At 61.1% G+C, this 22,190-nt stretch carries 19 protein-coding genes, 1 pseudogene and 1 riboswitch; of the genes and pseudogenes, 12 read left to right on the top strand and 8 right to left on the bottom strand.

The features are described from left to right. Window positions 1–3: 3 nt before the first annotated feature. A riboswitch (S-adenosyl-L-homocysteine riboswitch) is annotated at window positions 4–110 on the bottom strand. 198 nt (window positions 111–308) lie between these two features. From NIBR502773_RS13210 to NIBR502773_RS13200, 3 genes are all read left to right on the top strand, one after another. Then, window positions 309–713, top strand: coding sequence for an acyl-CoA thioesterase (locus NIBR502773_RS13210; RefSeq protein WP_065938148.1), 405 nt, complete (start codon window positions 309–311; stop codon window positions 711–713). Between the two features lie 103 nt (window positions 714–816). Beyond that, window positions 817–2,736 (top strand): patatin-like phospholipase family protein, encoded by a 1,920-nt coding sequence (locus NIBR502773_RS13205; RefSeq protein ID WP_141156207.1) that lies wholly within the window; start codon window positions 817–819, stop codon window positions 2,734–2,736. 72 nt (window positions 2,737–2,808) lie between these two features. After that, the gene (locus tag NIBR502773_RS13200) at window positions 2,809–3,696 is read left to right on the top strand and encodes a formate/nitrite transporter family protein (protein WP_065938149.1); all 888 of its coding nucleotides are present in this window, start codon (window positions 2,809–2,811) and stop codon (window positions 3,694–3,696) included. Here the strand turns inward: NIBR502773_RS13200 and NIBR502773_RS13195 are convergent. Next, window positions 3,690–4,949 carry a sodium:proton antiporter gene (locus NIBR502773_RS13195; protein WP_141156206.1) on the bottom strand — a complete coding sequence of 420 codons (1,260 nt, stop codon included), beginning with the start codon at window positions 4,947–4,949 and terminating at the stop codon, window positions 3,690–3,692. The two genes, NIBR502773_RS13200 and NIBR502773_RS13195, sit on opposite strands and share 7 nt — an antisense overlap. Window positions 4,950–5,141: 192 nt before the next feature. On the opposite strand from NIBR502773_RS13195, the gene NIBR502773_RS13190 reads away from it, so the two are divergent. Then, window positions 5,142–5,528: an MAPEG family protein gene (locus NIBR502773_RS13190; RefSeq protein WP_065938151.1), complete on the top strand. Its 387-nt coding sequence runs from the start codon at window positions 5,142–5,144 to the stop codon at window positions 5,526–5,528. 114 nt (window positions 5,529–5,642) lie between these two features. Here the strand turns inward: NIBR502773_RS13190 and NIBR502773_RS13185 are convergent, their stop codons facing one another. Further along, window positions 5,643–6,818, bottom strand: a complete 1,176-nt coding sequence (locus tag NIBR502773_RS13185) for a murein transglycosylase A (protein WP_141156205.1) — start codon at window positions 6,816–6,818, stop codon at window positions 5,643–5,645. Between the two features lie 128 nt (window positions 6,819–6,946). Between NIBR502773_RS13185 and NIBR502773_RS13180 the strand changes: the two genes are divergently transcribed. Continuing rightward, complete coding sequence (locus NIBR502773_RS13180; protein ID WP_141156204.1) at window positions 6,947–7,396, top strand: cytochrome c; 450 nt, start codon at window positions 6,947–6,949, stop codon at window positions 7,394–7,396. A 6-nt stretch (window positions 7,397–7,402) separates the two neighbouring features. Here NIBR502773_RS13180 and NIBR502773_RS13175 read toward each other — a convergent pair whose 3' ends face one another. The 5 genes and pseudogenes from NIBR502773_RS13175 to NIBR502773_RS13155 all read right to left on the bottom strand — a co-directional run bounded on the left by NIBR502773_RS13175 (window position 7,403) and on the right by NIBR502773_RS13155 (window position 12,381). Next, the gene (locus tag NIBR502773_RS13175; protein ID WP_027606045.1) at window positions 7,403–7,798 is read right to left on the bottom strand and encodes a DUF1090 domain-containing protein; all 396 of its coding nucleotides are present in this window, start codon (window positions 7,796–7,798) and stop codon (window positions 7,403–7,405) included. Window positions 7,799–7,864: 66 nt separating this feature from the next. Then, window positions 7,865–9,526, bottom strand: a pseudogene (gene ligB / locus NIBR502773_RS13170) (NAD-dependent DNA ligase LigB). Between the two features lie 95 nt (window positions 9,527–9,621). Then, the gene (locus NIBR502773_RS13165; RefSeq protein ID WP_065938155.1) at window positions 9,622–9,963 is read right to left on the bottom strand and encodes a hypothetical protein; all 342 of its coding nucleotides are present in this window, start codon (window positions 9,961–9,963) and stop codon (window positions 9,622–9,624) included. A 212-nt stretch (window positions 9,964–10,175) separates the two neighbouring features. Beyond that, window positions 10,176–11,366, bottom strand: a complete 1,191-nt coding sequence (gene metK / locus NIBR502773_RS13160) for a methionine adenosyltransferase (protein WP_141156203.1) — start codon at window positions 11,364–11,366, stop codon at window positions 10,176–10,178. 19 nt (window positions 11,367–11,385) lie between these two features. Continuing rightward, window positions 11,386–12,381, bottom strand: coding sequence for a metalloregulator ArsR/SmtB family transcription factor (locus NIBR502773_RS13155; RefSeq protein ID WP_065938157.1), 996 nt, complete (start codon window positions 12,379–12,381; stop codon window positions 11,386–11,388). 272 nt (window positions 12,382–12,653) lie between these two features. Between NIBR502773_RS13155 and tkt the strand changes: the two genes are divergently transcribed. The 6 genes from tkt (at window position 12,654) to fba (ending at window position 18,975) form a co-directional block, all read left to right on the top strand. Next, window positions 12,654–14,651, top strand: coding sequence for a transketolase (gene tkt / locus NIBR502773_RS13150; RefSeq protein WP_034116187.1), 1,998 nt, complete (start codon window positions 12,654–12,656; stop codon window positions 14,649–14,651). A 138-nt stretch (window positions 14,652–14,789) separates the two neighbouring features. Beyond that, window positions 14,790–15,845, top strand: coding sequence for an erythrose-4-phosphate dehydrogenase (epd, locus tag NIBR502773_RS13145; protein WP_027606039.1), 1,056 nt, complete (start codon window positions 14,790–14,792; stop codon window positions 15,843–15,845). A 17-nt stretch (window positions 15,846–15,862) separates the two neighbouring features. After that, the gene (locus NIBR502773_RS13140; RefSeq protein ID WP_027606038.1) at window positions 15,863–17,026 is read left to right on the top strand and encodes a phosphoglycerate kinase; all 1,164 of its coding nucleotides are present in this window, start codon (window positions 15,863–15,865) and stop codon (window positions 17,024–17,026) included. A 29-nt stretch (window positions 17,027–17,055) separates the two neighbouring features. Next, window positions 17,056–17,283, top strand: coding sequence for a hypothetical protein (locus NIBR502773_RS13135; RefSeq protein ID WP_141156202.1), 228 nt, complete (start codon window positions 17,056–17,058; stop codon window positions 17,281–17,283). Between the two features lie 60 nt (window positions 17,284–17,343). Continuing rightward, window positions 17,344–17,676 (top strand): MliC family protein, encoded by a 333-nt coding sequence (locus tag NIBR502773_RS13130; RefSeq protein WP_065938161.1) that lies wholly within the window; start codon window positions 17,344–17,346, stop codon window positions 17,674–17,676. A 234-nt stretch (window positions 17,677–17,910) separates the two neighbouring features. Beyond that, entirely contained in the window at window positions 17,911–18,975 is a 1,065-nt protein-coding gene (gene fba / locus NIBR502773_RS13125; protein ID WP_141156201.1) for a class II fructose-bisphosphate aldolase, read from the top strand. 106 nt (window positions 18,976–19,081) lie between these two features. Here fba and NIBR502773_RS13120 read toward each other — a convergent pair whose 3' ends face one another. Further along, window positions 19,082–19,747, bottom strand: a complete 666-nt coding sequence (locus NIBR502773_RS13120) for a polysaccharide lyase family 7 protein (RefSeq protein ID WP_065925486.1) — start codon at window positions 19,745–19,747, stop codon at window positions 19,082–19,084. A 308-nt stretch (window positions 19,748–20,055) separates the two neighbouring features. Between NIBR502773_RS13120 and NIBR502773_RS13115 the strand changes: the two genes are divergently transcribed. After that, entirely contained in the window at window positions 20,056–22,161 is a 2,106-nt protein-coding gene (locus NIBR502773_RS13115) for a bifunctional diguanylate cyclase/phosphodiesterase (RefSeq protein WP_065938163.1), read from the top strand. Window positions 22,162–22,190: the final 29 nt, after the last annotated feature.

Below are 22,190 nucleotides of genomic sequence, written 5' to 3'. Positions count from 1 at the left end.
GTGTGCGAATGGGCGCCGTTGTGCGTTTAGTATCAGGCCAGGGCAACCAGGCCGGACAACGCCCCATCCGAGCCTGACAGGTTGAACCTGCTGCAGCGCCCCTCGGACAGGTGGCGGGAGAAACGGTATCAACTGAAGATGACCGTTTTGAAGCGGTGCGATTATAGCCGCGTACGCGGCACTTCCCAAGCCTTTCTGTCGGTCATATGAAGATCGCACATGAGGTTGATAGGCAATGGCGCATAGAGCTTGGGGGCAGGCTCTGCCATGATGTTGCCCATCATTCGGCAAGACGCTTTGGAGTGACCATGAACTTCCACACCCGCAAATGGGTAAAACCCGAAGACCTCAACCCCAACGGCACCCTGTTCGGCGGCAGCCTGCTGCGCTGGATAGACGAAGAAGCGGCCATCTACGCCATCGTCCAATTGGGCAATCAGCGCGTGGTGACCAAGTACATCTCCGAAATCAACTTTGTCAGCGCCTCGCGCCAGGGCGACATCATCGAACTCGGGATCACTGCCACCGAGTTTGGCCGCACCTCCATCACCCTCACCTGTGAAGTGCGCAACAAGATCACCCGCAAAAGCATCCTCACCGTGGAAAAAATGGTCTTCGTCAACCTGGGCGAGGACGGTTTGCCCGCCCCTCATGGACGCACCGAGATCAAGTACGTCAAGGACCAGTTCCAGGACGATGGCATCCGCGAGTAACTACATGTCACCCGTTTGATTTCTGTTGCCGGGTTGTTCCGGCTGGATCTTTCCCAGGCTCTCTCATCACTCAGGATTACACCCCTGCAGAGAGAGTCGGCTCATGAAAGTGCTCAATCCGGTCACCCCTGTTCAGACGCCTTTGCATGGAGATGACAGCGCCAGCGCCGATCACACGGCGAAGACGTTGTTGGTGGACAGTGGCGGCGATCGCAATCTGACCCTCCTTCGCGATCCTCAAGGGCGGGTGGAGGTGGTGTTATCGCCGCCGCCCATCACGCATTTGGTGCTCAGTGGTGGTGGCGCCAAGGGCGTCGCCTTCTCGGGAGGTGTGCAGGCACTGGAAGACGCACGGCAATTGGAAGGCATTCGAGAGATCTCCGGTTCCTCTGCCGGCGCGATTTCCGCCGCCTTGATTGCCAGTGGCATGGGGGCGGCAGCATTCGATCGGCTGTCGGACACCATCAATCTGCCCAGTCTGCTGAACAGCAAAGACCCTGTGACGACCTGGTTGCAGGAAGCCAGTTCAACGCTTGGCAAGCATGTGGGGCGCTTGCCGGGCCTGGTCGGCAACATTTCCCAGTTGTTGGTGACCCTGCTGCCGCGTTTGAAAACCGCTGCCGTTCCGCTGGAGGACATGATCCGCGACGAGTCGCGCAAGGCGCTTCTTGGTCATATTGCCGACTCTCCCAGAGAAACCCGGCCCGCCGAAGTCATGCGCATTGCTGACAAGCTCAGTGCCGGTGGCGCGCCCACGTTTGCCGACCTTGACGTGTTAAGCCGCACTATTCCAGCGGTCAAGCAACTCAATATCACGGGTACTGGCATGTTTGGTGGGCGCCCACAGTTGGTAGTGTTCAACAGCAGTTTGACTCCGGACATGGATATCGCCCGCGCCGCGCGTATTTCGGGTTCGTTGCCCGTCCTGTTCAAAAGCCCTGTGGAACAAGGGCATGCCTTCCAGATGGCATCTGAAACCACGGCCTTTCAGGACGGTGGCCTGTTGCTCAATACACCAGCGCCAGGCGTGGTGGACCGATTGTTTCCCGAGAGCCCCCTGAGTAAGTCTGAGTCGCTGATCATCAAGTTCGAGTCAGACGCCGTCGGGGCGCCAGCCCAAAGTGGCGGTTTTATCAGCAGCCTGGCCGACTGCATCACGGGAACACCCCACTCGGCCGCCGAGGCTTACCAGGATAAAAGGCTCGAAGCATTTGCCGAGCAGACGCTGGCGTTGCCACTGAATACCGAAAAAGGCGATTTTCGCGGCCTGCTCAACGGTACGGTCAACTTCACCATGAAGGATGAGTACAAGCAGCACCTGCAGGAAAAGGCGCATGAGGCGGTGGAGGGGCATCTGCAGCGTCGTGCCGCGACGCGTGAGTCTCACTCGTTCGGTACGCTAGATGAAGCGGTGCTGGCGATGGATGATAAAACACTGGCCAGTGTGCAGCCGACGTTGCAGAAAGACACCGCCGCAGCCAGCGCGCTGATGTTTCGAGAAGAAGCGAAGCAGGTGTTGCACGCCCTGGACCGTGCGATTACTGAGGTCGATAACTCCCATGATGGCTTGCTGTTCACACCGAAGTTGTCGTCGGCAGTTCGTAATCTGGATGCACTTGCCCGCAGTCCCGAGAAAACCGAATGGTTGGGACGGCGCTTGAATGATACTGGCCAACACAATTTCCAGGCGTTGCTGCAAATGGCTGCCAAGCAGGGCGACACCTCTTCCAAAGTCATGACCTGCGCCGTTGCCGAAATGAAACGGCGCGATATTGCGGTACGTGCCGAGAGCTTTACGCGGGAGGTCATCTACCCCTCGTTGTTCCGGCCAGGCCAGCCGGCGTCGAATGTTGAACTGTTACAGCGTGCAGCCCGAGACTTGGCCAAGGCCCCTACGCCACTCGCGTTCAACCGTGTGCTTGATGACCTCAGCGAAAATTACCAGGCGCGCAACAAGCCCTGGGGCACGCCTTCCAGTTCCACCACTGTGGAGATGGCCAAGGCTTGGCGCATGCAGGTTTAGTTGACTGGCCACTGAACAGCTACCGCGCCAGCCTGTCGTAGCTACAGGCACCCCCTCGGACTCTGGAACATCATGGCCACCAACGAAGACGGCAAGACCCCCAACCTGTCGCAGGAAGAGCAACAGGACGTGGACAAGAACCAGCCACCCCGTGCTGCGGTGCTCCACGAAATCATCCGTACCCAGGGCGACCAGGAGTTGGAGCGCAGTGTCGCCGCCTTGTGGTGGTCGGCCCTGGCCGCAGGCTTGACCATGGGCCTGTCGCTGATGGCCATGGGGCTGCTCAATTCACGCCTGCCGGACGGCGAAGCGTTCAAGGTGATCGCCAGTTTCGGCTACTGCGCAGGCTTCCTGGCGGTGATCCTGGCGCGCCAGCAACTGTTCACCGAAAACACCCTGACCGCCGTGTTGCCGGTGATGAGCAAACCTACACTGGCCAATGCCGGGCGGCTGATCAGGCTCTGGAGCGTGGTACTGGTGGGCAACCTGTGCGGCACGCTGTTGGTGGCCTATGTGATGCTGCACCTGCCGATCTTCGACACCAAGACCGACATGGCCTTTCTGGAAATCGGGCGCAAGATCATGGAAAACGACGCCGGCCAGATGTTCGCCAAGGGCATCGTCTCCGGCTGGATGATTGCCACCATGGTGTGGATGATCCCTTCGATGGAAAGCGCCAAGATGTGGATCATCATTCTGATCACCTACCTGATGGCCCTGGGGGATTTCACCCATATCGTGGTGGGGTCGGCGGAAGTCTCATACCTTGTGTTTGCCGGTGAGTTGCCGTGGAAGGATTTCTGGCTGGTGTTTGCCGGCCCAACCCTGGCCGGCAATATCATCGGTGGCAGCTTTATCTTTGCGTTGATCAGCCATGCGCAGATTCGCAGCGAGAGTAGCTTGCCGGGCAAGCACGCTGCGGACCCGAGGCATCCGCAGCGGATCAACAAGGATCAGTGAACGTCAGGTGCGGCCTGGGGTTCGCCCTGGGTCACGCGCTTGACCAGCTTGCCGATGCTCAGCCCCTGCAACAGGATCGACGACAGCACCACGATGTAGGTGATGCTCAGCAGCAGATCGCGCTCCGGGCCCAGTGGCAGGGCCAGCGCCAGTGTCACCGAAACCCCGCCGCGCAGGCCGCCCCAGGTCAGGATACGGATGGTGCCGCGCGGCACCGTGCGCCAGCGCCGCAGCAACAGGATCGCCGGGGCCACGGTCAGCAGGCGCGACAGCAGGATCGCCACCGCCAGCAAACTGGCTGCGAACACGTGCAGCCAGTTGAACGGCAACAGCAGCAGCTCCATGCCGATCAGCGCAAACAGCAGCGCGTTGAGCATGTCGTCCAGCAATTCCCAGAAACCGTCCAGGTAGCGCCGGGTCATGTCGTTCATCGCCAGCTTGCGTCCCAGGTTGCCGATGATCAGCCCGGCCACCACCATCGCGATCGGTGCGGAAACGTGCAGTTCGGTGGCCATCGCCGAGCCGCCGATGACCAGGGCGAGGGTCAGCATCACTTCGATCTGGTGCTGTTCGATGCTCTTGATCATCAGGTACACCAGGTAGCCGATCAGCCCGCCGAAGACCACGCCACCCACTGCCTCATGGGCGAACAGCATGGCCGTGGCGCCCACGGTTGGCGTCTCGCCCAGCTGCGCGATACCCAGCAATACGGTAAACACCACAACCGCCGTGCCGTCGTTGAACAGGCTTTCACCCACAATCGTGGTCTTCAGCGGTTTCGACGCATTGGCGGTTCGCAGCACGCCCAGTACCGCAATGGGGTCGGTGGGCGAGATCAGTGCGCCGAACAACAGGCAGTAAAGGAAGCTCACGTGCCAGCCAAACAGGGCGAAGATGTAATACGCCAGGCTGCCGATCACCACAGTGGCGATCAACACGCCGAAGGTGGCCAGCAGGCCGATGGGCCAGCGGTAGCTGCGCAGGTCGTTCAAGTTGACGTGCAAGGCGCCGGCGAACAGCAGGAACGACAGCATCCAGTTCATCAGCAGGTCGCCGAAGTCGATCTGGCCGATCAGTTGCTGGATGCGTTCCTCCAGGCCTGGGTAGCCGAGCACGCTCAGGCCTTGCAGGATCAGGGAGAACAGCAGGGCCGTGACCATCACGCCGATGGTGGGCGGCAGGCCGATAAAGCGGAAGTTCACATAGGTGAGCAGGGTTGTGAGGCAAATAAAGGCGGCGACAAGTTCAAGCATCCGGGGTCCTTGGAAGGTGGGGGTGGGTTGTTAATGGGGGATGGACCGCAGTGGCGGCGTGAGGTTGCAAGGTCTTGGGTGAAAGTGCGGTAGAACCTTTCGGTGTCGCGCGGCTCATAGCGGTTAGGTGCGACATTGGGTTTTTAGTGCTAGAACTCTAATCGCTGCATAAAACGACAAAAGGACTGAGTGATGACGGCTGCTTTCTGGTGTGTGTTGATCGCGATTTTCCTGCCTTACCTGTGCACGGGCGTGGCCAAGTTCAGTGGCGGCAAGTTCGGGCCGCGGCAGAACCACGACCCGCGTGCTTTCCTGGATACCCTTGAAGGGTTTGCCAAGCGCGCCCACAGTGCGCAGCTCAACAGCTTTGAAGTCACCCCCGCCTTTGCTGCCGCGGTGATTATCGCCCACCTGGCCGGCACGGCCGAACTGGTGACCATCAATGTGCTGGCTGTGCTGTTTATCACCAGCCGCCTGCTGTACATCATTTGCTACCTCGCCGACTGGGCGATACTGCGCTCGCTGGTGTGGGCGGTGGGCATGGCGTTGATTGCGAGCTTCTTCTTCGTGTCGATCTGACCTGTGACACAGATCCAGTTGTGGGAGAGGCTTGCTCCCGATGACGGCTGGCCAGTTGATAGATATGTCAATTGACACATCGCCATCGGGGGCAAGCCCCCTCCCACATTTGGTCTAGAGCGTCTCCGGCACCTGCGGCAACGCCGCGCCCTTGGGCCACAGCATCCAGATCTGTCCTTGCTGCTTCATATTTCCCGCCAGCTCTCCGGCAGCATCACCCGTGCCCCAGAACAAATCCGCTCGCACTTCTCCGGTGATTGCACCGCCGGTGTCCTGCGCGGCGACCGGGCGTGCCAATGGCGAGCCGTCGGGCTTGGTAGTCGACAGCCACAACAGGCTGCCCAACGGAATCACCTTACGATCCACTGCTACGCTGTAGCCAGCGGTCAACGGCACATTCAGCGAACCGCGCGGGCCTTCATTACTGTCGGGGCGAGCGCTGAAGAATACGTAGCTGGGGTTGCTGGCCAGCAGTTCCGGGATGCGCTCCGGGTGCGCCTTGGCCCAAGCGCTGATGGCACCCATGGTCACGTCTTCTTTCTTCAGCTCGCCTTGCTCCACCAGCCAACGGCCGATAGGGCGATACGGGTAGCCGTTCTGGTCGCCGTAACCGACGCGCAGTTGACGTCCGTCCTTGAGTTGAATGCGCCCCGAGCCCTGGATCTGCAGGAATTGCAGGTCCATCGGATTAGTCAGCCAGGCAATCGGCTTGGCGGTGGAGCCCTTGCCGTTGATGGCGTTGGCATCGTCGTAGGGCTTGAGCACGCGGCCTTCGAGGCGGCCGCGCAGGCGCTTGCCCTTGAGCTCCGGGTAGATGCTTTCCAGATTGACGATGATCAGGTCATCCGGCACGCCATACACGGGTACATGGGCGGCGGCGGTCTTGGTCAGGCTGCCGGGGTAGACCGGTTCGTAGTAGCCGGTGATCAAGCCGTTGGGGGTGTTGTCAGCCGAACGCAGGCCGAACACATCCAGGCGCTCCTTGAGAAAACCGCGCACCGCCACGGCATTGCCGGGCACGCTGGCTGCTGCGGCACAGGTCGCGCCCCATACCGGGTCTGCCTTGAGGCGCTGGCAGGCGCTGCGCCAGGATTCAAAACCGGCCAGTAGGTCGGCGTCGGACACGCTCGGCAAGGCCTCCCAAGGGGCATTCACGTAGGTGGCCACGGCGTGGGGTTTAATTGTTTCATCTTTGCCGGCGTCTTTGCCCGCGTCGCAGCCTGCCAGCAGCGCAAACATCGGCAGAGCCCATGCCAGCCGGCGGCTCCAGTGTTTCAGTGTGAGATTCATACAAACAGTTCCTGAAGCGATTGCCCGCGCCGCAGCGCCTGTGGACAACCCTTATTATTAATAGGGCTATTGGTCTTTACGAGCAGGGCGAGGATACTGGCCGCCGTTTCCCGTGACCCTGAGCCGCCATGACTTTTAAAAAAATGACGCTTGTGCTGTTGGCCTGCCTGACACTGTCCGCCTGCGGCGGCGTCGATCCGAATTCGCCCCTGGGCCAGCGCAAGGCGATCTTCAAGCAGATGCTCAAGACCTCTGAAGACCTGGGCGGCATGCTGCGCGGGCGCATTGCCTTCGATGGCGTGAAATTCGCCGAAGGCGCGGTCAAGCTCGATGCGCTGTCCCATGAACCGTGGAAACATTTTCCGAGCGTACGCGAAGAGGATCACACCAGCGCCAAGGACGACGTGTGGCAAAAACAGGCGCAGTTCCAGCAACTGGCACGCGACCTGGAAGCGGCCACCGGTGAGCTGGTGATCGCCAGCCAGGTGCAGCCCTACAAGGCCAGCAACCTTACGCCTGCCGTACAGAAAGTCGAAGATGCCTGCAGTGCCTGCCATAAACAATTTCGCGACCACTGACCGGTTTTACTGGTCGAGTTCTTCCACGGCGTCCTGCAGTTCCTTGCGTGACTCGGCGAGTTTGTCCTTACGCTTGTTGATCTTGTCCGCGTCGCCTTTTTTCATCGCCTTGTCGAGGTCGGCCTGACGGCGGCTGACCTCGTGCTTGGCGTCGAGTACCTTGTTTTCGCGCTCCTTCCTCAAGGCGGCATCCGTGCAGTTGGCGGTGACTTCGCTCAGGGCTTTTTCCAGGCCAGCTTGCTGGTCGCTGTTGCCGTGGGCCTTGGCCTGTTCGAGCTGGGTGCTGATGGCCTGGCGTTTGGCGGCACAGCCGGTGAGTGGGGTGGCTTCTTCGGCGGCCAGCAGTGGCGTGGCCATGAAACTGGCGACGGTCAACAGGGCGAAAGGGGCGAGGAATTTCATGGGGAGCTCCAGGTGCGCAAATAGCAGGGTGAATTCTGCTGTGATTCAAAGGTGGCTGGGTCGGGTTCAAAACCCGTCTATTCCGGCCATGCGTAATGTTTCAGCCAGGGTCTGTACATGTGGGTCGCGAAAAAAAGCGCTCAGTTGCGCCGCGCGGCCCGGGCCGATGCCATCGATGGCCAGCCAGGCCTGGGTGTCCCTGGCGACCAGCGTCTGCCAGTCGCCTTCCAGGTTGTTACGTGCCGCAGGCGGTACACCCAAGGCCTTGAGCCATTGTGCGAAGGGGCGTTGCCGAGCGCTGTGAAGGCTGTCGAGCAGCCGCGTGCGGCTGCGCTCACCGAAGCCATCAATGTTAGCAAGCTCTGCCGCATCCAGGGTTAACCAATCGAGAAAGCCTGCGATTAGACCGGCCTGGATCAATATGTTCCACGTCTCGCGGCCTATGTGCGGCAGTGCCAGGCCCTGGTTGCCGCTCAGCCAGGTAAGGCGTGCGAGCAGTTGTTCTTCGCAGCCGGGCTCCAGCTGCCAGCAACTCAAGGCGTGAAAGTCCCGAGGGTCGGGCACTGGCAGCTCGACCCTGGTGGTATTGCGCAGGATCACCTGGTCCAGCCGAGGGATCACTTGGCCCGCCAGGCTGACGGACACCTGGTCGCCCGGGCGAATATCCAGGGTCTGCCAGCGCTTCAAGGAGCCGGCGCTGACCCGGCTGATCCGGCGGTCGTCCAGGCGCACCGGCTCCAGTTCCAGAATGGGGGTGATGCGTCCGGTGCGGCCGATCTTGAACTGCACCTCGCGTACCAGCGCCAGGGCCTGGGAGGCGGGGTACTTCCAGGCGACAGACCAGTAGGGCGCACTGGCCTGCCAGCGTTCAGCGGGTGCGCGCTGCGCCTGGTGCAGCACCACGCCGTCACTGGCAAAGGGCAGGGGGTGGTTGTACCAATAGGTGCGCCAATGTGCTGCTTCGATGATGTCCTGGATCGGCTGGCTATAGCGCTGGCTGTCGGTGAACCCCCAGCGTGCCAGGGTGGCCAGGCGCTCGGGAAACGCCGCAGGGCCTTCGGGCCAGGCCCAGATAAACAGGCCGATACCGGCAGCGTCGGTGTCGCTCAACTGCCGACGGTTCATCAGCCCGGCCACCTTGCTGCGCGCGTTGAGCCCGCCGTGTGCCGATTGCACATGCTCGTCGAGGCGCCAATAAAGTTCGCCTTGCAGCACCAGGTCAATGGGTTCCGGCAGTTGCTGGACAATGCCGGGGATCTTGCGCGCGGAGGTCGACCAGTCCTGGCCCAGCTTGCCATCGCCACGGCTGATCAGCTGTTTCAAGCGACCCTGGCGGTACACCAGGGTCACTGCAACGCCGTCCACCTTGGGTTGGATCCATACATCCTGGCGCGTGTCTAGCCAGGCTCCCACGGCTTGCTCATCCAGGCGTTTTTCGAGGCCGGTATGGGCGACCGGGTGCGGCAAGGTGCCCCGTGAACTGGCCAGCGGATCATCAGGCGCCGTGGGGTTGGGCACGCACTGGCGCCAGTGGGCCAGACGCTGGCGGGCCTGGTCGTAGAGTTCATCACTGACGGGGGATTGGCCGAGGCGGTGGTAACTGTCGTCCTACAGGCGGATTTGTTCGGCCAGGGTGCCGACCTGGGCCCTGGCCTCATCGGGGCAGTTTTCAGCCCAGGCCGAAAAGGGTAGAGCGCTGAGTAGCAGAGCAATCAGTAAACGCATCATGAGCATCCTTGCTCGAAAGGGGCGCCCAGCCTAAATGATCCCTTCACCCACAAAAAAGCCCCGACGCTGCGGGGCTTTTTACCGGGTGTTTCGGCTTACTTGAACAGGCCGCCCAGTGCTTTCACGGCATCAGGCTTATCAGCCTTGGCTTCCTGCTTGGCGTCGGCTTTGGCCTGGGCTTGGGCGAGTTTGTCACAACCTTTGTTGATCTGGTCTTGCGCCGCTTTGAAAGCCTTCACTTTCAAGCTGTCTTTGCTGGCTTCGGCCGCATCGATCTTGGTTTGCAGGTCTGCGGATTGCTTTTGGCAGTCGCCGGAATTGCCGACACCCAGCTGGGAGCCCAGGGCGCCACTCAATGCGCTCAGGTCGGCGGCGTGGGCCGGCAGGGCGAACAGGCTGAGCAGAAGGGCGGCAGGGGCGAGCGTGGAGATGCGCATGAAAAACCTCAATGTTCGATTGCCTGCGCACTTATGAGTCCCGGGCTGGCGCAGGGCAATATCCAAATAAGGTGAAGGCCCGAGAGGGCGCGGATTCTAGAGGGCCATTATTGTGCCTGCAAGCTTTGGATCCAAAAAATGTGAAGGCGGTCCCGCAGGCAATAAAAAGCCCCGCCGGGCAAACCCGGCGAGGCTTTATGTACCGTGGGCGATTACAGGCCGGCGGCAGTGCGCAGGTCGTTGGCGCGGTCGGTTTTTTCCCAGGTGAAGGTGGTGAAGGTGTCTTCGCCGACGGTCTTCTGCGCAGGGGTACGACCGAAGTGGCCGTAGGCTGCGGTTTCCTGGTACATCGGGTGGAGCAGGTCGAGCATGGTGGTGATCGCGTACGGGCGCAGGTCGAAGATCTCGCGCACCAGCTTGATGATCTTGTCATCGCTGATCTTGCCGGTACCGAAGGTATTCAGCGAGATCGACGTAGGCTGGGCCACGCCGATGGCGTAGGACACCTGAATCTCGCAACGCTCGGCGAGGCCGGCAGCAACGATGTTCTTGGCCACGTAACGACCGGCGTAGGCGGCCGAACGGTCAACCTTGGATGGGTCTTTGCCGGAAAACGCGCCACCGCCGTGACGGGCCATGCCGCCGTAGCTGTCGACGATGATCTTGCGACCGGTCAGGCCGCAGTCGCCTACCGGGCCGCCAATGATGAACTGGCCGGTCGGGTTGATGTGGAACTGGGTGTCCTTGCTCAGCAGTTCGGCCGGCAGCACGTGCTTGACGATCAGCTCCATCACGCCTTCGCGCAGATCGGCGTAGGAAACGTCCGGATTGTGTTGGGTCGACAGCACGACGGCGTCAATGCCGACCACCTTTCCGCCTTCGTAGCGGCAGGTCACCTGGGACTTGGCGTCCGGGCGCAGCCAAGGCAGCACGCCGGATTTACGCGCTTCAGCCTGACGCTGCACGAGCTGGTGCGAGAAGGTGATCGGTGCCGGCATCAGCACCTCGGTTTCGTTGCTGGCGTAGCCGAACATCAGGCCCTGGTCGCCGGCGCCCTGGTCTTCCGGCTTGGCACGGTCGACGCCCTGGTTGATGTCGGGCGACTGCTTGCCGATGATGTTCATCACGCCGCAGGTCGCGCCGTCGAAACCGACGTCGGAGCTGTTGTAGCCGATGTCGGTGATCACGTCACGAACGATCTGCTCCAGGTCAACCCAGGCGGTAGTGGTCACTTCGCCGGCGATGATCGCTACACCGGTTTTCACCAGGGTCTCGCACGCCACACGGGCGAACTTGTCTTCAGCGATGATGGCGTCCAGCACCGCATCAGAAATCTGGTCGGCGATTTTGTCCGGATGCCCTTCAGACACGGACTCGGAGGTGAAAAGGGAGTATTCGCTCATCTCGATGTTTTCCTGATATTTACCGATGGTGAGTGTCGCCAGTCGGTCGCTGAAAGTGGCGGACCTGGATCTGGAAACCATTACGTAAACCTACATAGAGGCTTTCCCCGGGAACGAGTCCCGCAGCGGTGGCCCAACGGGCCAGATCGTCCTGTTCAAAACCCAACCAGAGATCACCGCAGGCCTCCCTGGCCCAATTCTGGTTGTGGCTGCATAAATCCGTAACCAACAGGCTACCGCCGGGGTGCAGCAACCCGGCCATTTGCTTTAAAGCGTCGGCGGGGGCGGCGAAATGGTGCAAGACCATGTTCAGCACCACGCAATCGGCCTTGATCGTTGTGCTGCTCAGGGCGTCAGCCAACTGCAGGCTGACATTGCCCAATGCTTCGCGCTCACAGAGCTGGCGGGCCAGTTCGAGCATCGCCGGGCTGTTGTCCAGCGCCGTGACCTGCCGAAAGCGGCGGGCGAGTTCCGGCAGGAAGCCGCCATCTCCAGGCCCGACTTCCAGCGCCGTCGCTTCTTCACTGAAGCTCAGCTTATCCAGTAGCGCCAGTACGCTGTCGCGGTATTGGGCCAGACCTGCGATCAAGTCCTGCTGGGCGCGAAATTTCTCGGCAACTCGTGCGAAAAAGTCCTGGCTCGCGGCGGCACGTTGCCCGTGGACCTGGCCGATGCGTGACTGCACGTCATGGGGCAGGCTCAGGCTGTCCACTTCTTCAAGCAAGGCAGCGTGCAACTTGCCGCCGAGCAGGTCGGTATGGGGCAGGGCGCGGCGGTAGAAAATCGCATTGCCTTCGCGGCGGGTGGCGACCAGGTCGGCCTGGGCCAGCACCTTCAGATGGTGGCTCATGCCCGACTGGCCGATGGCGAAGATCTGTGCCAGTTCCAGTACGCCGAATGAGTCGTTGGTCAGTGCGCGCAATACGTTCAGACGCAATGGGTCGCCAGCGGCCTTGCACAAGGCTGCCAGCTCTTCGCCGTCGTCAGGACGCAGGGTGGGCACGGGTAGGTTCATAAGGCCAGCAGTCTAGTGACGGGTGAGTATCCCCGCAAGGTCAATATCAAAAAGTTTTGATATTGATCGATAAGTGGCGGTTATAAGCCGCCGCTATAACCTTTAGACGAAGCGGTTAAAGGTTTCTGCAAGCGATTGCCGCCCAAAGCACAGGAAAAACACCTGCAAGTGACTATCTGTCATTGCCCGCAGGCGGTGGCTGAGGGAAAATGCCGATCCTTTTTTCCGTTTCTTTTAATCATTCACTCTTCAAAATCCTCAGGAGAACAGCGATGCCCAGCCGTCGTGAGCGTGCCAACGCCATTCGTGCCCTCAGCATGGATGCCGTGCAAAAAGCCAACAGCGGCCATCCCGGTGCCCCGATGGGCATGGCGGATATCGCCGAGGTACTTTGGCGTGATTACCTGAAGCACAACCCGAGCAACCCGTCGTTCGCCGACCGTGACCGCTTCGTACTGTCCAACGGCCACGGCTCGATGCTGATCTACTCGCTGCTGCACCTGACCGGCTACGACGTCACCATCGATGACCTCAAGAGCTTCCGCCAGCTGCACAGCCGCACCCCGGGTCACCCGGAATTCGGCTACACCCCAGGCGTCGAGACCACCACCGGTCCCCTGGGCCAAGGCCTGGCCAATGCCGTGGGCTTCGCGCTGGCTGAAAAAGTCCTGGGCGCACAGTTCAACCGCCCTGGCCACGACATCGTCGATCACCACACCTATGTGTTCCTGGGTGATGGCTGCATGATGGAAGGCATTTCCCACGAAGTCGCGTCCCTGGCCGGTACCCTGGGCCTGGGCAAGCTGATCGCCTTCTACGATGACAACGGTATCTCCATCGACGGCGAAGTCGAAGGCTGGTTCACCGATGACACCCCCAAGCGTTTCGAAGCCTACAACTGGCAGGTAATCCGCAATGTCGACGGCCACGATCCGGAAGAGATCAAGACTGCCATCGACACCGCCCGCAAGAGCGCGCAGCCGACCCTGATCTGCTGCAAGACCACCATCGGCTTCGGTTCGCCGAACAAGCAAGGCAAGGAAGACTGCCACGGCGCCCCACTGGGTGACGCGGAGATCGCCCTGACCCGCGAAGCGCTGAAGTGGAACCACGGCCCGTTCGAAATCCCGGCCGACATCTACGCCGAATGGGATGCCAAGGAAAAAGGCCTGGCCACCGAAGCCGAGTGGGACCAGCGTTTCGCTGCCTACTCCGCCGAATTCCCTGAGCTGGCCAATGAGCTGGTACGCCGCCTGGCCGGTGACCTGCCTGCCGATTTCTCGGAAAAAGCCTCGGCCTACATCGCCGAAGTCGCGGCCAAGGGCGAAACCATCGCCAGCCGTAAAGCCAGCCAGAACACCCTGAATGCCTTTGGCCCGCTGCTGCCTGAGTTCCTCGGTGGTTCGGCCGACCTGGCCGGTTCCAACCTGACCCTGTGGAAAGGCTGCAAAGGTGTCTCGGCCGAAGACGCCAGCGGCAACTACATGTACTACGGCGTGCGCGAATTCGGCATGAGCGCCATCATGAACGGCGTGTCTCTGCACGGCGGCCTGGTGCCTTACGGCGCGACCTTCCTGATGTTCATGGAGTACGCGCGCAACGCCGTGCGTATGGCCGCGCTGATGAAGAAGCGGGTGATCCATGTCTACACCCACGACTCCATTGGCCTCGGCGAAGACGGCCCGACGCACCAGCCGGTCGAGCAACTGACCAGCCTGCGGACCACGCCGAACCTGGATTGCTGGCGCCCAGCCGACGCGGTGGAATCCGCTGTGGCCTGGAAGCACGCGATCGAGCGCAAGGACGGCCCTTCGGCGCTGATCTTCTCCCGTCAGAACCTGCAACACCAGGTGCGCACCGACGCGCAGATCGCCGACATCAGCCGTGGCGGCTACGTGCTCAAGGACTGCATCGGCGAGCCGGAGCTGATCCTGATCTCCACCGGTTCCGAAGTGGGCCTGACGGTTCAGGCGTACGACAAGCTGACTGCCCAAGGCCGCAACGTGCGCGTTGTGTCCATGCCGTGCACCAGCGTGTTCGAAGCCCAGGACGCCGGCTACAAGCAATCGGTATTGCCGTTGCAGGTCAGCGCGCGTATCGCCATCGAAGCGGCTCACGCCGACTACTGGTACAAGTACGTGGGCCTGGAAGGCCGCGTGATCGGCATGACCACCTACGGTGAGTCGGCGCCGGCGCCAGCGTTGTTCGAAGAGTTCGGTTTCACCCTGGAAAACATCCTGGGTCAGGCTGAAGAGCTGCTGGAAGACTAAGTCAGTCTGCGTTGTCTGTACTGGCGCTATCGCGGGCAAGCCCGCTCCCACATTTGGATCGCGGTCTGATGTGGGAGCGGGCTTGCCCGCGATAGCGTCAGAACATTCAACACCGAACTAACCTTGATCGAGAACCTCATGCCCCAACCGCGTCCCTACAAAGTTGCACTCAACGGCTACGGCCGCATTGGTCGTTGCGTCTTGCGTGCTCTGTTCGAGCGAGGGGCGGCAGCCGGGTTTGAAATTGTCGCGATCAACGACCTGGCCGACATGGCCAGCATCGAATACCTGACACGCTTTGACTCCACCCATGGCCGTTTCCCCGGCGAAGTGCGGGTCGAAGGCGATTGTCTGCATATCAACGGCGACTGCGTGAAAGTGTTGCGCAGTGCTACCCCCGAGGGCATCGACTGGGCGGCGCTGGGCGTCGACCTGGTGTTGGAATGCTCCGGTGCCTATCACACCCGTGCCGATGGCCAGCGTTTTCTCGACGCTGGCGCACCGCGTGTGCTGTTTTCCCAGCCGATGGCCAGCGAGGCGGATGTCGACGCCACCATCGTCTACGGCATCAACCAGGATTGCCTGACCGGCAGTGAGCTGCTGGTGTCCAATGCCTCCTGCACCACCAACTGCAGCGTGCCGCTGTTGCGCCTGCTGGATCAGGCGATCGGCCTGGATTACGTGTCGATCACCACCATCCACTCGGCGATGAACGACCAGCCGGTGATCGACGCCTATCATCATGAAGACCTGCGCCGCACACGCTCGGCGTTCCAGTCGGTGATTCCGGTATCCACCGGTCTGGCGCGCGGCATCGAACGCCTGCTGCCGGAACTTGCCGGGCGAATCCAGGCCAAAGCCGTACGGGTGCCGACGGTGAACGTGTCCTGCCTGGACATCACCATGCAAACCGTCAGCGACACTGACGCGACGGAGGTCAACCGGATCCTGCGCGACGCCGCCACCAGCGGCCCGCTCAAAGGCTTGCTGGCCTACACCGAGTTGCCCCACGCCAGTTGTGATTTCAACCATGACCCGCATTCGGCGATTGTCGATGCCAGCCAGACCCGCGTTTCCGGCCCTAGGCTGGTGAACATCCTGGCCTGGTTCGACAACGAATGGGGCTTTGCCAACCGAATGCTGGATGTTGCGGAACATTATCTGCATATCGCCTCTAAACAACCTCAACAGTAATTCAGGAACTGCCACCCATGACCGTGTTGAAGATGACCGACCTCGATCTGCAAGGTAAGCGCGTACTGATTCGCGAAGACCTCAACGTCCCCGTCAAGGACGGTGTTGTCACCAGCGATGCGCGAATCCTGGCCTCGCTGCCGACCATCAAGCTGGCCCTGGAAAAAGGCGCGGCCGTGATGGTCTGCTCCCACCTGGGTCGCCCGACCGAAGGTGAGTTCTCCGCCGAAAACAGCCTCAAGCCGGTAGCCGACTACCTGAGCAAGGCCCTGGGCCGTGATGTGCCGCTGGTGGCTGACTACCTGGGCGGCGTCGACGTTAAGCCTGGCGACATCGTGCTGTTCGAAAACGTGCGCTTCAACAAAGGCGAGAAAAAGAACAGCGACGAACTGGCCCAGCAATACGCCGCCCTGTGCGACGTGTTCGTGATGGACGCGTTCGGCACTGCCCACCGTGCCGAGGGTTCGACCCACGGCGTGGCCAAGTTCGCCAAGGTGGCGGCTGCCGGCCCATTGCTGGCGGCTGAACTGGAGGCACTGGGCAAGGCCCTGGGCGCTCCGGCCCAACCGATGGCGGCCATCGTTGCCGGCTCCAAGGTGTCCACCAAGTTGGACGTGCTCAACAGCCTGAGCCAGATCTGCAACCAGTTGATCGTTGGCGGCGGCATTGCCAATACCTTCCTGGCGGCAGCAGGCCACCCGGTGGGCAAGTCCCTGTACGAGCCGGACCTGCTCGACACCGCCCGTGCCATCGCCGCCAAGGTCAGTGTGCCGTTGCCGGTGGACGTGGTGGTTGCCAAGGAGTTCGCTGAAACCGCCGAAGCCACCGTCAAGCTCATCGCCGACGTGGCCGCCGACGATATGATCCTGGACATCGGCCCGCAAACTGCAGCCAACTTCGCAGAGCTGCTGAAAGCCTCCCAGACCATCCTGTGGAACGGTCCGGTCGGCGTGTTCGAGTTCGATCAGTTCGGCAACGGCACCAAAGTGCTGGCCAAGGCCATTGCAGACAGCTCGGCATTCTCCATCGCCGGCGGCGGCGACACCCTGGCGGCCATCGATAAATATGGCGTTGCCGACCAGATCTCCTACATTTCTACCGGTGGCGGTGCATTCCTCGAATTCGTCGAAGGCAAAGTCCTGCCCGCCGTTGAAGTGCTGGAAACCCGGGCCAAAGGCTAAGGCTCGTGATCCGGAAAAGGAGTATTCCCATGATCAAGTCGTTGGCAATGGTGATCGCGGCGGGCCTGATGGCAGGCTGCGGCAGCACGCCAAGCGCAGCGCCGGCGGCAGGCAAACCTGCCACGGAGCAGAAAAAAAGCTGCTACCAGGCTGACTGGCAAGCCGAGACCATGCCGGTGATCAACAAGCGCATCGGCAACGAACGGCTGGAGAAATACGACTCCGCGCCCAACGGTCAGGAACAGGGTTGCCCTTGACGGGTCTGATCAACTAACCGACGGCATCGGCGGCCTTTGGCCCCGCTGCGAGGATTGGCAATGAAAGGCGTTTTCGCCCTGGCAGCCCTGGCCCTACTGGCCGGTTGCAGCAGCATGAACATGTTCAACAAGGCACAGCCTGCCGATAAGTGGACCACCTGGACCTGCGACAGCAAGGCCGAGGTCAACTGGCGCTTCGCCAACCAGGCCCGCAGTGAGGTGGATGTACGCCTCGGCGGTTCCGACCAGGTCTATCGCCTGAAACAGGACGTTGCCGCCTCGGGCGTGCTGTACAGCAACGACCAGTTGGCGTTTCACACAAAAGGTGAGGAAGGCCTGGTTTACTGGGTCGCCACCGACGATTTGATCGGGCGGGGCTGCAAGGCCCAATAAGATTTCAACTTTGATGAGATCCAAATGTGGGAGGGGGCTTGCCCCCGATAGCGGTTTGTCAGCACCCCCATGTGCTGACTGAGCCACTGTCATCGGGGGCAAACTCCCTCCCACATCAGCAATAACGATTCAGCACGCCAGGCATGCAAAGCCTGACCTGCAATAACTTGAATAGCAGCCGCCGCTACGGCAGGCTTGCACGATTAACGACCCTCGACCGGGAGAGACAACACAATGGCACTTATCAGCATGCGTCAAATGCTGGACCACGCAGCCGAGTTCGGCTACGGCGTCCCAGCCTTTAACGTCAACAACCTTGAGCAGATGCGCGCCATCATGGAAGCCGCTGACAAGACCGACTCCCCAGTGATCGTCCAGGCTTCGGCCGGTGCGCGCAAATACGCCGGTGCCCCGTTCCTGCGTCACCTGATCCTCGCCGCGATCGAAGAATTCCCGCACATCCCGGTGTGCATGCACCAGGACCACGGCACCAGCCCTGACGTGTGCCAGCGCTCCATCCAACTGGGCTTCAGCTCGGTGATGATGGACGGCTCCCTCGGCGAAGACGGCAAGACCCCGACCGACTACGAGTACAACGTACGCGTAACCCAACAAACCGTGGCCATGGCCCACGCCTGCGGCGTTTCGGTTGAAGGTGAACTGGGTTGCCTGGGCTCCCTGGAAACCGGCATGGCCGGTGAAGAAGACGGCATCGGCGCCGAAGGCGTGCTGGATCACAGTCAGATGCTGACCGACCCGGAAGAAGCCGCCGACTTCGTCAAGAAGACCCAGGTCGACGCCCTGGCCATCGCCATCGGCACCAGCCACGGCGCCTACAAGTTCACCAAGCCACCGACCGGTGACGTACTGGCCATCGACCGCATCAAGGAAATCCACAAGCGCATCCCTAACACCCACCTGGTGATGCACGGTTCTTCCTCGGTACCGCAGGAATGGCTGGCGATCATCAACCAGTACGGCGGCGACATCAAAGAAACCTACGGCGTACCGGTTGAGGAAATCGTCGAAGGCATCAAGTACGGCGTGCGCAAGGTTAACATCGACACCGACCTGCGCCTGGCGTCCACCGGCGCAATGCGTCGCCTGATGGCCACCAACCCGAGTGAGTTCGACCCGCGCAAGTTCTTCGGCGCGACCGTGACGGCGATGCGTGATGTGTGTATCGCTCGTTACGAAGCGTTCGGTACTGCGGGTAACGCTTCGAAGATCAAGCCGATCTCGTTGGAAGTGATGTACCAGCGTTATCTGAAAGGTGAGTTGAACGCTAAGGTGAATTGAGCCTCAGGCGTTAAAAAAGAAGCCCGCAGCGATGCGGGCTTTTTTTTGGCAGGAAATCAGTCTTGCGCCTATCGGACAATGCCTGCTCGAATCGAGGCCGATCCGTTCACTCGTGATCAATATCCAACTTGGCAAACGTCACCTTGGCGCCTTCCTTGCTGTCCCCACTGTTGTCCTGCACATAAGCGCCCGCCTTGAAGTACAGCGGCTTGGCGGCCCACGCCGCACCAATGCGCTCGTTCCACTCACTGTCAGCGGCGTACACGCTGAGCAGCCCGGCCTTGTTGAGGTTGATCACGTAGGTAAAGCTTTTCTCCAGCGGCACATTGGACGCGACGATGATCACGCGGCTTTCATCTTCATCCGGGCGCATGCGCACCTTGGCGACGATGTTGCCGGTCTGGGTCTTTTCCTTGAACTGGTATTCGAGCTTGATCAGCGGTTTCTGGCTGTCGTAGGCGTGGATCTGGCCGATGACGATCTTGCCGCTGGAGGGCACCTGGTTGACCGCGAGGGTGGCGCGCAGGAAGTTGTCGGCTTCGGGGTAGGTCCAGTTGCGCAGGCGGCCGTCGGCGTAGGTTTCGCGCAGTTCGCTGCGCGGGTACACGGCGTTTTCGGTGCGGGTGCCGGTGACGGGTGTCCAGAATTGCACGTTGCTGCCTTCGGCCTGGAAGTATTGGTCGTTGAAGCCGCTGAGCAGCCTGGGTGTGTCGATGGTCGCGGGGGGAGAGCCGACCGGAATGCTCAGGTTCCAAGTGGAGAGGTCGATCATGGCGTTGGCCTTTTACAGGGGGTGAAGGCTTTGGCCCGGGGGCCTGACAGGTTCTTTATAGGCGGTGGTCGGCCAGTTGTTAAACACTTGCTGGCAATTTATTGGCGCCAAGGGAATGCCAAAAAGCCATGTTTCCCATGAACCGTGGGCTGTAGAGGTTGACCGTTAGTCGGCTGACTGAACTTTGGCGCAATGATGGCATCCACGTCACTTCTGATTTTCAGGATCCGGGGCTAGAGTGAGGCCTCAATGTTTGTCCGGGTTTTCTCTCAGAAGTGACCGGAGTAGACCCAAGGAAGAGACCTAGCATGGAATGCGTTCCACCTCATGGCGATGGCAGTTCGGTTCTTCTGGTGGTCGATGACTACCCGGAAAATCTGATCAGCATGCGTGCACTTCTGCAACGTGATGATTGGGTGGTGGTAACGGCCGCGTCCGGGGTGGAAGCCCTGGAGTTGCTGCTGCAGCATGAGGTCGACCTGGTGCTGCTGGATGTGATGATGCCCGGCATGGACGGTTTCGAAGTCGCCCGCTTGATGCGCGGCAGCCAGCGCACGCGCATGACCCCGATCATCTTTCTGAGCGCCAACGCTCAATCCCCCGCCGCCGTGCTGGAAGGCTACGCCAGCGGCGCCATCGACTACCTGTTCAAGCCGTTCGACCCGCACGTCCTCAAGCCCAAGGTCCAGGCGTTGCTGGAGCACCAGCGCAACCGCCGGGCCTTGCAGCGCCTGAGCCATGACCTGGAGTCCGCCCGGGCGTTCAATGCGTCGGTGTTGGATAACGCTGCCGAGGGCATCCTGGTGGTGAGTGAAGAGGGCATGATCGAATACGCCAACCCGGCGATTTCGCGCCTGCTCAATGCCACGATCCAGGAGCTGCAAGGCCAGGAGTTCCTGAGTTTCCTGCAAAAGCCCCACGTGCCCGTCTGGCTGGAATCGCAGATGTACGCCGGCTACCGCCGCGGTGAGACCTGGCGCCTGCATGATGCGCTCCTGCGCACCGGCCGCGGCCAGCAGGTGCCGGTGGCGTTGTCCTCTGCGCCGCTGCCCGCTGAACAGAAGGCCATGGTGGTGACGGTGCTGGATATGTCCGAAGTGCGTCACTTGCACCAGCAGCTGGAGTTCCAGGCCGTGACCGACCCGCTGACCGGTCTGCTGAACCGGCGCGGTTTTTACCAGGCGGTGGAAAACACCTTATCGCGCAGTGAGCGGACAGAGCAGTCCCTGGTGTTGCTGTACTTGGACCTCGACGGTTTCAAGCGGGTCAACGATTCTCTGGGCCATGATGCCGGAGACCGTGTATTGCGCTGGGTCTCGGAGCAATTGCAGGGCTGTCTGCGTTCCTACGACATTATCGGCCGCATGGGCGGCGATGAATTCACGGCGTTGCTGGAGCTGGAGTTTCCGGAGCAGGCGGCAAAGATCTCGGAAAAACTGATCGAGCGAGTGTCGGTGTGCCAGCAGGTCGACGGTTTGGATGTCATGCTCGGCGTCAGCATCGGCATTGCCACCTTTCCGGATTGCGGCGCGGATTTGAGTGGTTTGCTACGTGCGGCCGACATCGCCATGTATGAAGCCAAGCGCGCCGGCCGTCAGCAATATCGCTATTACGACCAGGAAATGAACGGCCGCGCCCGCTCGCGGTTGATGCTCGAAGACAGCGTGCGTACAGCGATTCAAAACAAGGATTTCACCCTGGTCTATCAGCCCCAGGTTTCGCTGGTGGATGGGCGTTTGCGCGGCGTTGAGGTGTTGTTGCGCTGGCAGCACCCCAGCGTCGGCGATGTGCCGCCGGGGCTGTTTTTACCGTTGCTGGAAGAAGCACGGCTGATCAGCCAACTGAGCGCATGGATTTACCAGCAGATCGCCGCCCAGCGCCAGGCGTGGCAGGCCGCGTTCGACGATGAATTGGTGCTGAGCGTGAGCCTGAGCAGCAGCCAGTTCAATATGCCCAACCTGGTCAATCAACTGCAGCAGATGCTGGATCGCTATGGGCTGGAGGGGTACCAGTTGGAGGTGGAAATCGGCGAGGACTGCCTGATGAGTAACCTGGAAGAGGGCGCCAAGCAGCTCAAGTTGCTGCGCCGTATCGGGGTGCGTATCGCCCTGGATGACTTCGGTTCGGGACAGTGTTCCCTGGCGCATTTGCGTGACCTGGCCTTCGATACGCTCAAGCTTGATCCGCAATTGGTTGCGCGACTACCGGGCTCGGTGCGGGACGCGGCGATGGCGCGCAGCATTATCGAGCTGTGCAGGCATTTTGAGGTGGTCGTGGTGGCCGAGGGCGTGGAAACCCAGGAGCAGGCCCAGTGGCTCAAAGCCCAGGGTTGCCCGTTTATCCAGGGGCCGTGGGCGGCGCAGCCCTTGATGGCTGAAGAAGTGGTCGACTGGTCACGCGCCCGCACGCACTGAATTCGCTACACTAGCGCCCATCCGAATCC

The sequence above is a fragment of the Pseudomonas sp. NIBRBAC000502773 genome (assembly GCF_006517195.1).
In the GTDB taxonomy this organism is placed as follows: Bacteria; Pseudomonadota; Gammaproteobacteria; order Pseudomonadales; family Pseudomonadaceae; genus Aquipseudomonas; species Aquipseudomonas marginalis.
This window is presented reverse-complemented; position numbering and strand designations above follow the sequence as displayed.